12 protein-coding genes and 1 tRNA gene are annotated in these 12,615 nt (G+C 66.1%); 7 read left to right on the top strand and 6 right to left on the bottom strand.

Annotation, left to right across the window (positions count from 1 at the left end; genetic code table 11):
* Nucleotides 1-55: 55 nt before the first annotated feature.
* The 3 genes from AC1D2O_RS28365 to AC1D2O_RS28355 form a co-directional block, all read right to left on the bottom strand.
* Entirely contained in the window at nucleotides 56-535 is a 480-nt protein-coding gene (locus AC1D2O_RS28365; protein WP_478089685.1) for a carboxymuconolactone decarboxylase family protein, read from the bottom strand.
* A gap of 129 nt (nucleotides 536-664) precedes the next feature.
* Nucleotides 665-1,549, bottom strand: a complete 885-nt coding sequence (locus AC1D2O_RS28360) for an RNA polymerase sigma-70 factor (protein WP_478089684.1) — start codon at nucleotides 1,547-1,549, stop codon at nucleotides 665-667.
* Between the two features lie 55 nt (nucleotides 1,550-1,604).
* Nucleotides 1,605-2,522, bottom strand: a complete 918-nt coding sequence (locus AC1D2O_RS28355; protein WP_478089683.1) for a YicC/YloC family endoribonuclease — start codon at nucleotides 2,520-2,522, stop codon at nucleotides 1,605-1,607.
* A gap of 91 nt (nucleotides 2,523-2,613) precedes the next feature.
* Between AC1D2O_RS28355 and AC1D2O_RS28350 the strand changes: the two genes are divergently transcribed.
* From AC1D2O_RS28350 to AC1D2O_RS28320, 7 genes are all read left to right on the top strand, one after another.
* Nucleotides 2,614-3,621: a serine/threonine protein kinase gene (locus AC1D2O_RS28350; RefSeq protein WP_478089682.1), complete on the top strand. Its 1,008-nt coding sequence runs from the start codon at nucleotides 2,614-2,616 to the stop codon at nucleotides 3,619-3,621.
* Complete coding sequence (locus tag AC1D2O_RS28345) at nucleotides 3,618-4,523, top strand: PP2C family protein-serine/threonine phosphatase (protein WP_478089681.1); 906 nt, start codon at nucleotides 3,618-3,620, stop codon at nucleotides 4,521-4,523. The genes AC1D2O_RS28350 and AC1D2O_RS28345 overlap by 4 nt, the downstream gene beginning before the upstream one ends.
* A 28-nt stretch (nucleotides 4,524-4,551) precedes the next feature.
* On the top strand, nucleotides 4,552-5,280 hold the full coding sequence (gene rph / locus AC1D2O_RS28340; RefSeq protein WP_478089680.1) for a ribonuclease PH: 729 nt from the start codon (nucleotides 4,552-4,554) through the stop codon (nucleotides 5,278-5,280).
* 34 nt (nucleotides 5,281-5,314) lie between these two features.
* Nucleotides 5,315-5,920 (top strand): RdgB/HAM1 family non-canonical purine NTP pyrophosphatase, encoded by a 606-nt coding sequence (gene rdgB, locus AC1D2O_RS28335; protein WP_478158279.1) that lies wholly within the window; start codon nucleotides 5,315-5,317, stop codon nucleotides 5,918-5,920.
* Nucleotides 5,921-5,997: 77 nt separating this feature from the next.
* Nucleotides 5,998-7,182, top strand: coding sequence for a radical SAM family heme chaperone HemW (gene hemW, locus AC1D2O_RS28330; RefSeq protein ID WP_478158278.1), 1,185 nt, complete (start codon nucleotides 5,998-6,000; stop codon nucleotides 7,180-7,182).
* 16 nt (nucleotides 7,183-7,198) lie between these two features.
* Nucleotides 7,199-7,885, top strand: coding sequence for a TetR/AcrR family transcriptional regulator (locus AC1D2O_RS28325; RefSeq protein ID WP_478093789.1), 687 nt, complete (start codon nucleotides 7,199-7,201; stop codon nucleotides 7,883-7,885).
* A 39-nt stretch (nucleotides 7,886-7,924) separates the two neighbouring features.
* A tRNA-Ser gene (locus tag AC1D2O_RS28320) sits at nucleotides 7,925-8,009 on the top strand.
* A gap of 217 nt (nucleotides 8,010-8,226) precedes the next feature.
* Here AC1D2O_RS28320 and AC1D2O_RS28315 read toward each other — a convergent pair.
* From AC1D2O_RS28315 to AC1D2O_RS28305, 3 genes are read right to left on the bottom strand one after another with little or no spacing between them, the layout of a single operon-like run.
* Nucleotides 8,227-9,255 (bottom strand): HupE/UreJ family protein, encoded by a 1,029-nt coding sequence (locus AC1D2O_RS28315; RefSeq protein WP_478093794.1) that lies wholly within the window; start codon nucleotides 9,253-9,255, stop codon nucleotides 8,227-8,229.
* 5 nt (nucleotides 9,256-9,260) lie between these two features.
* Nucleotides 9,261-10,148 carry a peptidyl-prolyl cis-trans isomerase gene (locus AC1D2O_RS28310; protein ID WP_478093790.1) on the bottom strand — a complete coding sequence of 296 codons (888 nt, stop codon included), beginning with the start codon at nucleotides 10,146-10,148 and terminating at the stop codon, nucleotides 9,261-9,263.
* Nucleotides 10,149-10,154: 6 nt separating this feature from the next.
* Nucleotides 10,155-12,494 carry a DUF3604 domain-containing protein gene (locus AC1D2O_RS28305; protein ID WP_478158267.1) on the bottom strand — a complete coding sequence of 780 codons (2,340 nt, stop codon included), beginning with the start codon at nucleotides 12,492-12,494 and terminating at the stop codon, nucleotides 10,155-10,157.
* Between the last annotated feature and the right edge of the window lie 121 nt (nucleotides 12,495-12,615).

Here is a 12,615-nt window from a genome sequence, read left to right as displayed (position 1 = left end):
GCTCGCACCGCAGTGCGAAGCACGAAGGTACTCCAGTGACCCCGCGACGCGGCGCTCACTCCAGCCCGGCCTTGTCGAGGCCGTAGGCCCGGTCGGCGGAGCCCGGCACCGTCTTGAAGGCGACGTTGAGCCGGTTCCACGCGTTGATCGCCATCACGGAGAAACTGAGGTCCGAGAGCTCTTTCTCGGAGAGTTGGCTGCGCACGCGGTCGTAGGTGTCGTCGGGCACGCCGTGCTCGGGCAACCGGGTCAGGATCTCGGTCCAGGCCAGCGCGGCGCGCTCGCGCGGGCTGAACAGGGTCGACTCGCGCCAGATGGCCACGTGGTGGAGGCGCAGCTCGCGCTCGCCGTGCAGATTGGCTTCCTTGACGTGCATGTCGAGGCAGAAGCCGCAGCCGTTGATCTGCGAGGCGCGGATGTGCACGAGGTCCAGGATCTTCTGCTCGATGGCGCCTTTCTTCTCCAGCATGCTGAACTCGACGAATTTCTTGAACAGCTCGGGCGATTGCTGCATGGCGTTGAGGCGTTGGGTCATGGTCACTTCCTGAAGAGAGGGCCCCAGATCGGCTGAGGCATCCGCTTGCGAAACTTCGCGGCATGGACAATTTTTTTGCATCCATGCCCACAAGACGTTCCAGCTCGTCGGTTTGTGACAGACCCCGCCTCAACGCCCCCGGAAGGCCGCGGCCAGCCGCGCCAGCTTCTCGGGATTGCGCTGCACGTGGATGCGCGTGATGCGCTCGCCGTCGGTCTCACAGGACTGCGCGGACTCGAGCACGCCGTCGATGAAGCGCAGCAGCGCCCATTCGCCGTTGATCATCGCGAGCTCGATGCGCAGGCCGTCGCCGTAGCGCCGGTTCGCGGAATAGAAGAGCTGGGCGATGCGCCGGCCGCCCAGCAGCGGCTTGCCGAAGCTCGGCACGATGCCGCCGCCGTCGCCGATCAGCTCGGCGTTTTCGGCCAGCATCCTGTTCATGGCGGCGAAGTCGCCGCGCGACAGCGCTTCGGCGAAGCCGCGCATCAGCTGGCGGTGCGTGTCGGGCGGGACCGCGAAGCGCGGCCGCTCCTGGCGCAACTGCGTCTTCGCACGGTGGACGATCTGGCGGCAGGCCGCTTCGCTCTTGCCGATCGCCTGGGCCACCTCGTCGTAGTCGGCATCGAACACCTCGCGCAGCAGGAAGGCGGCCCGCGCCTCGGGCGCCAGCCGTTCCAGCAGGAACAGGAAGGCCACCGAGACATCGTCGGAAAGCTCCTTGGTCTGCTCGGGCGTGCTGGGCGCGTCGGTCAGCACCGGCTCGGGCAGCCAGTAGCCGACGTAATGCGCGCGCTGCACCTTGGCCGCGCGCAGCCGGTCGATCGAGATCCGCGTGGTGGTGGTTACCAGCCAGGCTTCGGCGTTGCCGATGCTCGCCTGCTCGGCCTCGTGCCAGCGCAGCCAGGCGTCCTGCACCACGTCCTCGGCTTCGGCCACGGAGCCGAGCATGCGATAGGCAATGCCCTGCAGGCGGGAGCGGAGGCGGTTGAAGGTGGCGGTGGCGTCGGTCGTCATATGCACTCAGACGTTCGAGGCCTTCGTGTTGTGACAGGAGCCCGACGCGCCCCCCTCACTCGATGTTCTGCACCTGCTCCCGCATCTGCTCCACCAGCACCTTCATGTCCACGCCGATGCGCGTCAGCTCCAGGGTCGCCGACTTCGAGCCCAGGGTGTTGGCCTCGCGGTGCAGCTCCTGGATCAGGAAATCGAGCCGCTTGCCGATCTCGCCGCCCTTCTTGACCAGCCGCTCGATCTCGTCGAGGTGCGAGTCGAGCCGGGTGAGTTCCTCGGCGACGTCGATGCGGATCGCGAATGCCGTGGCTTCCGACAGGGCGCGGTCCTGCGCCGCCTCGGGCGGGGTGGTGCCGCCGCCCAGGCCCATGGCGTCCTGCCAGCGTTCGAGGAAGCGGTTGCGCTGCTGCTCCACCAGCTGGGGCACCAGCGGCAGGGCCTGGGCCGCCAGCTTGCGCAGTTGCGCGAGGTGGTCCAGCAGCATCTTCGCCAGCCGGGCGCCTTCGCGCTCGCGGGCGGCCAGCAGGGATTTCAGGGTCTTTTCGGTGAGCTCGGCCAGCTCGGGTCCCCAGTCGCCGCGCGGCGCCGAATCCCCGGCCGCCAGCCGCAGCACGTCGGCCACGCTGAGGTCGCGGGCGTCCGGCAGCCACGCCTTGATGCTGTCCTGCACGCTGTTGAGCCGCTGCAGCAGCTTGGGCGAGGGGTCGCCGATGCCCGCTGTGGCGGTGGTCTCGATCGCGGCCCGGACCTCGACCTTGCCGCGCTTGAGCTGGCCGGTGAGCAGCTCGCGCAGCGCCGGTTCGTGCTGGCGCAGTTCCTCGGGCAACTTGAAGCTCAGGTCGAGGAATCGGCTGTTGACCGAGCGGATCTCGACCCCGAGACGACCCGCCGTGGAGGGGCGCGCTTCGGCGTCGGAGTGGCTGCCCGTGGGGCCGTTCTGGCCGCTGGCATAGCCGGTCATGCTGTAAACTGGCATCGCGCCTCGCTGTGGTTTGTTTGCTTTTCACCGAGGGCTCGGCACAGCGTTCGCTTGCCGCACCATCGCCTTCGGGCGAAACTCCCTGATTATGTCAAAGGTCAAACCTTCGCCCTTGCTTCCCGATACGGTGATCGGGGGATACCGCGTCGTGCGCCGGCTGTCGGCCGGCGGCTTCGGTGTCGTCTACCTGTCCGTCGACTCGAGCGGCCAGCAGGTCGCCATCAAGGAGTACCTGCCCTCGTCGTTGGCCACCCGCGCCACCGGCGAGCTGGCGCCCCAGGTGCCGCCCGAAAAGCTCTCGCTCTACCGGCTGGGCCTCAAGAGCTTCTTCGAGGAAGGGCGCTCGCTGGCCCAGATCTCGCACGCATCGGTGGTAAGCGTGCTGAATTTCTTCCGCGAGAACGAGACCGTCTACATGGTCATGAACTACCTGGAGGGGGCGACCCTGCAGGATTTCATCGTTACCGCGCGCGACCTCAAGAAACAGAAAGTATTCAGAGAGTCGACCATCCGATCGCTCTTCGACGAGATCCTGCGCGGCTTGCGCATCGTGCACCAGCACAAGATGCTGCACCTGGACATCAAGCCCGCCAACATCTTCGTCACCGACGACGACCGCGCCGTGATGATCGACTTCGGCGCCGCGCGCGAGGTGCTGTCCAAGGAGGGCAACTTCATCCGCCCGATGTACACCCCCGGCTTCGCCGCCCCCGAGATGTACCGGCGCGATTCGTCGATGGGCCCCTGGACCGACATCTACGCCATCGGCGCCTGCATCTACGCCTGCATGCAGGGTTATCCCCCGAATGACGCGCCGCAGCGCATCGAGAAAGACCGCCTGGGCCTGTCGCTCTCGCGGCTGCGCGGCGTCTACTCCGACAACCTGATCGAGGTGGTCGAGTGGTGCATGTCGCTCGACCCGCTGTCGCGTCCGCAATCGGTGTTCGCGCTGCAGAAGGAGCTCAGCCGCGAAGGCGAGCGCCGCTACACCAAGCTCACGGTCGGCGAGAAAGTCAGGCTTTCCATCGACAACATGCGCTCCTTCGAGAAGAAGGGCCTGCCTAAGGCCGCTGCTCCTACGACCCGCCCAGCATGAAATTCTCCGTATTCCAGGTCAGCCGCAAAGGCGGCCGTCTCAAGAACGAAGACCGCATGGGCTATTGCTACACGCGGGAGTCGGGCCTCTTCGTGCTGGCCGACGGCATGGGCGGGCATCCCGAAGGCGAAGTGGCCGCCCAGCTGGCGCTGCAGACCATCGCGGCGCTCTACCAGCGCGAGGCGCGGCCGGTCGTCAAGGACGTCAAGGCCTTCCTCACCGCCTCGGTGATGGCCGCGCACCAGCAGATCATGCGCTACGCCGGCAACAAGGGGATGCTCGACACGCCGCGCACCACCGTCGTGGCGGCCGTCATCCAGGGCAACACCGCGAGCTGGATCCACTGCGGCGACTCGCGCCTGTACGTGATCCGCGACGGCGAGCTGCTGACCCGCACCCGCGACCATTCGCATGCCGAGCGCCCGCGCGCCAACGCCGGCCCCGAGCCGGTCAACCGCAACCTGCTGCTGACCTGCCTGGGCTCTCCCACCACGCCGCTGTTCGACATCTCGGCCCCGCTGCAGCTGGAGCGCGGCGACCGCATCATGCTGTGCTCCGACGGCGTCTGGGGCGTGCTCGACGACAGCGTCATCGTGCACATCCTCTCGTCCGGCAAGCCGGTGTCCGATGCCGCGCCCGACCTGGCCGAGATGGCGCTGCGCAACGGCGGCTCCCACAGCGACAACGTGACCCTGATCGCGCTCGAATGGGAAACCGCCGACGAGGCGGGCCAGAAGCGCGGTGTGTCCACCGACAGCATCAGCGACGGCGTGTTCGCCTCCACCATCCAGGCCGGCATGCCGTCCGACAGCGAGCTCGACGACCTCGACGACGACGCCATCGAGCGCTCGATCGCCGAGATCAACGAGGCGATCAAGCGTTCGGCCGCCCGCAAAGCCTGAACCTTCTTACCTTTTCTCCCGGATCACCATGACAGTTTTCGTTCGAAGCGGCGGCCGTGCGGCCGACCAGCTGCGCCCCGTGCGCATCACCCGCGGCTACACCATCCACGCCGAAGGCTCGGTGCTGATCGAGTTCGGCCAGACCCGCGTGCTGTGCACCGCCTCGGTCGAAGAGAAGGTGCCGCCGCACAAGCGCGGCAGCGGCGAAGGCTGGGTCACGGCCGAATACGGCATGCTCCCGCGCGCCACCCACACCCGCAGCGACCGTGAAGCGGCCCGGGGCAAGCAGAGCGGCCGCACGCAGGAGATCCAGCGCCTCATCGGCCGCTCGATGCGCGCGGTGTTCAACCTGGCGGCGCTCGGCGAGCGCACCATCCACCTCGACTGCGACGTGCTGCAGGCCGACGGCGGCACCCGCACCGCGGCCATCACGGGCGCCTTCGTGGCCGCGCAGGACGCGGTCAACAAGCTGCTGGCCGCCGGCAAGATCCAGGCGACGCCGATCCTCGGCCACGTGGCGGCCATCTCGGTCGGCATCGTGCAGGGCACGCCGCTGCTCGACCTCGAATACACCGAAGACTCGGCCTGCGACACCGACATGAACATCGTCATGACCGGCGCCGGCCATTTCGTCGAAGTGCAGGGTACGGCCGAAGGCGCCGCCTTCTCGCGCGACGAGATGAACGCGCTGCTGGCCCTGGCCGAGAAGGGCATCGTCGAACTGACCGTGCTGCAGACGCAGGCGCTCGCCAGTTGAAGCAAACGACCCCGCGCACCCGCGCCCCGTGGCAATGAAACTGGTCCTGGCTTCCAACAACGCCGGCAAGCTCGCCGAGCTGCAGGCCCTGTTCGCGCCGCTTGGCGTGGCGCTGGTGCGGCAGTCCGAACTCGGCGTCGGCGAGGCCGACGAACCCTTCCGCACCTTCGTCGAGAACGCGCTCGCCAAGGCCCGCCATGCCGCGGCCGCCACCGGCCTGCCGGCCATCGCCGACGATGCGGGCCTCTGCGTCGACGCCTTCGGTGGCCTGCCCGGCGTCGACACCGCCCACTACGCCACCCGGTTCGGTTACGAGAAGGGCGATGCCAACAACGTGCGCGCGCTGCTCGAGCAGCTCAACGGCGTGCAGAACCGCCGCGCCGCGCTGGTCAGCACGCTGGTGGCGCTGCGCAGCGCCGACGACCCCGAACCGCTGATCGCGGTCGGCCGCGCCCCCGGCGAGATCACCCGCGAGCCCGTGGGCGACAACGGCTTCGGCTTCGACCCCGTGATGTTCCTGCCGCAGTTCGGCAAGACCTTCGCCCAGCTGCCGACCGACGTGAAGAACGCCAACAGCCATCGCGGCCAGGCGGCGCGCACCATGCTGGCCCTGATGCGCGAGCGCTGGTTGCTGCCGTGACTGCCGTCATCCCGATCGCCGCCGGCGCCGAACAGGCGGCCGATGGCGCGGCCGGCGCCAACGACGTGCTGCACCTGATGCGGCCGGGCCCGCTGCAGCTCGCGGCACTGCCGCCGCTGTCGCTCTACGTGCACCTGCCCTGGTGCCTGCGCAAGTGCCCGTACTGCGACTTCAACTCGCACGAATGGCGCGGCGGCGGCGACGCCACCGACCAGGCCCTGCCCGAGCAGCGCTACCTCGACGCCCTGGTGGCCGACCTCGACGCCGCGCTGCCGCTGGTGTGGGGCCGCACCGTGCACAGCATCTTCATCGGCGGCGGCACGCCCAGCCTGTTCTCGCCGGCGTCCATCGACCGCCTGATCGGCGACCTGCGCGCGCGGCTCAAGCTCACGCCCGACTGCGAGATCACGCTGGAGGCCAACCCCGGCACCTTCGAGCGCGACCGCTTCCGCGCCTACCGCGCGGCCGGCGTCACGCGGCTGTCGGTCGGCGTGCAGAGCTTCAACGACGAGCATCTGAAGGCGCTCGGCCGCGTGCACGACCGCGCCCAGGCGATCGCCGCGGTGGAGGAGGCCGCGGCCTCCTTCGACACCTTCAACCTCGACCTCATGTACGCGCTGCCGGGCCAGACCCTCGAAGGCCTCGACGCCGACCTCGACCAGGCGCTGGCGCTGCAGCCGCCGCACCTGTCGGTCTATCACCTGACCATCGAGCCCAACACCTACTTCGCCAAGTTTCCGCCCGTCATTCCCGAGGACGACGCGGCCTACGAGATGCTCGACCGCATCACGGAGCGCACGGCCGCCAGCGGGCTCCAGCGCTACGAGATCTCGGCCTATGCGCGCGCCGGCCACGTCTGTGCGCACAACCTGAACTACTGGCAGTTCGGCGACTACCTGGGCATCGGCGCCGGCGCCCACAGCAAGCTGAGCTTCGCGCACCGGGTGGTGCGGCAGGTGCGCTTCCGCGAGCCGCGGCTGTACATGGACAACGCGCTCGCCGGCCGTGCCGTCGCCCAGAGCGACGAAGTCGGCATCGGCGCGCTGCCCTTCGAATTCATGCTCAATGCCTTGCGGTTGAAGGACGGCTTCACGCTGGCGCAGTTCGGCGAGCGCACCGGCCTGGCCATCACCTCCATCCAGCGAGGCCTTGAAGAGGCCGAGCGCAAAGGTTTGATACAAAGAGACTTGGCGCGCGTCTGGCCGACGACGCGTGGCTTCGACTTCTTGAGCGATCTGCAGTCCATCTTCCTGCCGGACTGACGACGAGCAACAGCCCATGGACAAGAACGACACGGACAACTCAGAGACAACCAAGCGCCGCTCGCGGGGCCGGCCCAGCCCCGAGCAGGCGGCTGCGCTGCGCGAAGCCTTCCTGGCGGCGGCGCTGGAGTCCTTCCTGGAGAAGGGCTACTCGGCCACCAGCATCGAGGCCATCGCGCGCGAGGCCGGCGTGGCCAAGATCACGATCTACCGCCAGTTCGACAACAAGGAGGCGCTGTTCCGCGAAGTGGCGCACCGTGCGGTCAGCAATGCGCGCGAGACCATGCAGAACGCCTTGGTGCACCCCGGCAGCGACGACCGCCAGACGCTGATCGACCTGGTCGAGCGGCTGTACCTGAGCGCCACCGAGCCCAAGACCCTGGCCCTGATGCGGCTGGTGATCGCCGAGGCGATGCGCTTCCCCGAACTGGCGAAGTCGCTCTACGTGGAGAACAGCTACGTGATCGCGCCGGTGGTCGAGTACCTGGCCGAGGCGCACCGCGCGGGCCGGCTGCGCGTGCCGTCGCCCGAACTGGCCGCCGTGCAGCTGTCGAACCTGGCTTTCGGCGGGGTGCGCTTCTTCATCTCGAAGCCCCTGGCGGGGCCGGAGGAGCGCCGGGTGTGGGCCGAAGGCATCGCGGACCTGGTGCTGCGGGGGTGGGCGCCGGCTTCCGCGACCGGGGCCGTCCACGGCTCAGTCTAAAATCGCGACCCTGCCTTCCCGCGCGACGAAGGCAGTCCAGGAGAGTTGGGTGAGTGGTTTAAACCAGCAGTCTTGAAAACTGCCGACGGGCAACCGTCCGTGAGTTCGAATCTCACACTCTCCGCCGGATGGCGATGTCTCTCATCGACGCTCGGGCAGTTCGATATCCTTACCCATCCGTATACCCATCCGCCGGCAGTGTGACTGGGTGGTATTTACTGAGGGTGTGTGACACTGGTCAACTTCCGCAGTTGGCCCATCAGCCGACATTGCTCAACGTCCGCTCTCGAGCGTCTCATCACCGCCGTAAGTTCCGGCGTGCATTCTTCAAGAATCGCGTTTCAAGCCCAGAATGCGGCGACGCGCCCGACGAACCAGAATCCCGCTACCGCGCCGATGGCATACGGCGCAGCCTGAGCGAAGCGCCGCCCGACGGCGAACGGGACCCCTACCCGTCGCGCAAACCAAAACGCCCCCAGCAAGGTGCCGATGAAGGCAAGTTGCCCCAATTCGACGCCGATATTGAACGACAGCAGTGCAAGGGGGATGTCGCCTCGCGGCAGGCCGATCTCGGACAGGGCGCCCGCGAAGCCGAAGCCATGCAGCAATCCGAAGCAGAAAGCGATCACCCAAGGCCATCTTGCCGTCAGGCTGGATTCGCCTCGCCTTGCGCGAATGATTTCGCTGGCGAGCAGCAGCACGGAAAATGCGATCGCGGCCTCGACTGGCGGTCCTGGAACATGGACCACGCCCAGCGCGGCGAGCGCGAGCGTGATCGAATGTGCGAGCGTGAAGGCGGTGATGGACCCTATCAGCGCGCGAGTACCTCGCGCGATCAACAGCATCGCGAAGACAAACAGCAAGTGATCGTACCCGCCGAGAATATGCTCGATGCCGTGCCTGATGAACGCGCCCGCGATGGCGAGCGGCTCCTCCGCAGGCGCAGATATTTCGACCCAAGGTTGCGATGACCTTACCAATCTCGTCGTCGTCTGACCATCAGCGAGCTGGATGCGTACCAGCACGTCCGTGATCGTGCCTTGCAAACCGGTGAACTCGATGCGGCGACCCGCGAGGCTGCCCGGCACCTCGATCACGCGGCGTTCGACCAGCGAATCCGAGAGCTCCTGGGTGTGCGGCGCGACAACGTCATGCGTCCCGTCGGGAAGCTCGAGCACAACCGGTAGCCTCATGCCCGCGAGCACAGGGGTTCGCCAGAGCACGTCGTAGCGCTCGGTCGTCGTCTGCCTGAGCTCCAAGTAGGCGGGTCGCGCGTCGTGTGCGGCTGCCGGGAAAGCGAGCGCGATCAGCGAGGCGCCAAACAAAGCGAGCGCGCCCCCGCCCATGACGAGGCGACAAAGCGCGAGCATTGCCTTCACTTCGCAGCGCCAGTGGGAGGCTGAGGGTTCGGCCCATCCTTTGGTGCCGGCAGCACGACGTCGTAGCGCGCGCGCATCGCCTCGTACATCCGGCCCTTTACTTCGTCACGTCGGTCCTCGATCCATAGGGACCTGACGTTCGCCTCGACCTCCTCGTATTCAGGGATCCGCTGAGGTGTGATCGACTCTGCGAACACCACATGCCACCCGTAACCAGACTCGATCGGGCCAGCCCACTGGCCCGGCGCGAGCTTCACCAGGGCACGCGCGAAGTTGGGACCGAACTGCCGCGCGATCTCGTCGAACGGTCGATCACCGTAGTACTGCTGGTACATGAACGGATCTCCCGCCGTAGCGATGCCTGGCGAATCCATCGGCTTGCCGTCAAGTTGGGTCAATGCGCTCTCGGCATCCGCCCGGACCTTCGCGCCGCGGCGATCGGGAGAGAAGTAGATGTGGCCGAACGTGATGCGCGGAGGCAGCGCGAATCTCTCACCGTTCTTCTCGTACCACGCCTTCAGTTCCTCTGGCTTGGGCTCCTCCAGCTTGGAGACGTCCTCGGCCAGGAACTCCATCTTGCGTGCGAGCTGGCGCTGAACGATGGTGTCGCCCTTGTCGAGTCCAAGCGCCAAGGCTTCGCGATAGAGCACCTCCTGACGAATCCTGTCCTCCACGAGCCGTTGCATTTGCTCCGGCGTAGGCGGCGCGCGTCCCGCCAACACCCAGGTGGTGGCAAGCTGTTTCAAATCATCGTCGGTCAGCTCGATGCGACTCCTTCTTTCGAGGGCAGTCGAGTCGGGACTGACCGCCTTCCACGTCGCAAAGAGGAGAACGCCGACAATGAGAAATTGGAGCAAAGGCTCCCGCAACAAGCGCGCAATCATCGCGGCTCAATTGAACGGTGCGAGTTCAGTCACGTTGGGAATGATCTCGTAGTTTGCATACCCGAACTCGTTGCTCCGCGCACCGACGTATTTGTCGCCCACCTTGTAGACCGCAATCTCGATCGGGGTGCCTGCGAGCACAGTGACGATCTTCCCGTTGTTGATGAAATACGAGCTGGCATTCGCGAGATAGCTTGCGTCGGCCACATTGCCTGTCAGGCTGGGGAGCGTCATTTTCTTTCCGACGTAACGCAACTGGAACTGCGACTGATTTCCTGCGAATTGTTGCGTGATGTACCCGGGCTGAAGTGGCTCGGCCGGCTTGCCCGACGCGCTTTTGCCCGAGGCTCCATAGACGACCTGGTACTTGTCGCCGGTGACGTTGTTCTGCAGCCACGGCGACTTCGATACGAGCAGTCCTTTCAACTGAGCGTCGTTGAGGCGCACCGCGCCTTTCGCTTTCAGATCGGCCAGCGTCATTCCTGCCTTTGCATTCCTGCGCGCCTCGGGACTGGGCGTGTACCAGATGGGCGAAGTCCACGCCCGTTCTTGGACCGTAGCGGGGACCACGTCGGGAGGTGCCACGCCGACTTGCTTTGCCTGGATCGTCGTCCAGCGTGGCGTCGGGATCTCCAGCACGCGGGCGTAGTAGAAGGCATTGAGGCTCGGATCGAACTCCGGATCGGTCCACATCGTCTTGAGCTCCACGGATCCGATCGTGTTCGTGTACGTGGCGCTTTCGATGTCAACCGTGCTGCCGATCGGCGGCACCACGCCGGTCCATTTGTCAGCCTTTCGATCGCCGGCCCACGTCACATCGAATATCTTCTCGAAGCTCTGACCGCTCTTGGTCCAGCCCTTGACGATCTGGATGCGGTCGAGGTTGCCCGAAGTCGGGTCCTTCAGTGCCCAAACCAGGAATTGCGGCGCCTTGCCTTTCGCGGGAGGCAGGTCGCCGCCCATCGGCACGCCCTTTGCGTAGCCCGTCTTCACCCAGCCCGCGTCGCCCAGCGTGTTCGCCGCGTAGTCCCACCCACCGAACAGGCGAACCTTGATGTGCGGACCGCTGACCGCGAAAGTTTCCTTGCGCTGCATGGCGTCGAAGATCGAGGCGCGCGTGTTCTCTTCCGCCCAGGCACCGGTCAACCCGGCGGGGCCGACGACGCGCGGATCCATGCCAGCGAAGAGACGGCCGGTGAGGCGCTCCTCCGGCGTGCCGTCGGCCACCCCCGCCTGCCCGAAGTAGTTGTTCTGGCGATAGGACACGGCCGTGTTGTGCGAATCGGAGGCTGCGCCGAAGCCGAACTTGAATGGATTGAAGCCCTTGGTGTCCTGCATCGCAAGACCATCCTTCAGCGCCTGCCTGGCGTAGCTGCCCACGATGTGGGGAAAACGGCCTTCCGGATCGCCCAGCAGGATCGACATGACCTCGAATCCCGCGAACTCGTCGTTGGGTGAAAGCAGGGGATGCGTTTCGGACTGCCCCTTGATCTGCTTGATCTCGATCAATCGCTCGTTGCGCTCCCGCGATGCTGCATAGGCGGCGTCGATCGGCCGTCCCTTGGAGTCGACCTCGGTGGGGTACATGCGCCCGTCCGAAAGATTGGCGTTGTGCGAAATGGCCAGCAGCTCATTGCCCGCCTTGCGCTGAGCATCCATCCAGTTCCAGAGGTCCACGGGATGGTGCGAATCAAGCGCGGTGAAAGGCATGATCGGTACCTTGCTGCAGTCCTTGAAAAAGACATTGCGATGCAGGTTCATGTTGTTCGGGGTTGACGTCCACTCGTAGGAGCAGAAGGCCGTGAACTTCCCGGGCTCGTTCGCCTTGTCGGCGAGCTCGGTGTTCTGCTTCCAGACCGTGCCCGCGACCTCCGGCGACATGAGCGACTTGACCGGCGGCCCGCCCATCAGCTTCACGACGTAGGTGAAGATCCTGTTCAACTCAGCCGTCGAATTCGACTTGAGGATCATCGGCTGCGCCGCGGGCACCTTGCTGATCGGCGAGGTCGGATCATTGGCCAGCCGGATCACGCCAACATACTCCGAATGGTCGGTCACGCCGGCCCAGTCGAGCGGGGTGTCAATCTTGACGTCGTAGCCAGACGGGTGCTTGATGGCTTCGCCCTTGAAGTACTTGTACGCGTCGCCGGGATCGGTCCGGTTCCCGCCGAGCCAAGCGTCCAGCGACCAGCTCGTGTGAACGTGCGTCTCGCCGAAATACGCTTCGCGGTCGGGATTCCTCGTCTGGGCGAGGGCTGGGGCAGCAGCAAGCCCATAGCCCCCCATGGCGATCAACGCGCAGGTCAAGGCGCGGGACAAAATCGACCTCTTCAAGTTGCTCAGCATAGGGAGGCGGGCTCGGAAATTGTACTGGTTAGGGATTCGAGCTTTTAACCCAAGCAACGCTTCAGGGGAACTGCCCTTTAGGGCAGGTCCGAGGCCTACGGCCTGGCCGTCGACATGCTTC

The organism is Variovorax sp. P1_G12 (assembly GCF_056405555.1).
This window is presented reverse-complemented; position numbering and strand designations above follow the sequence as displayed.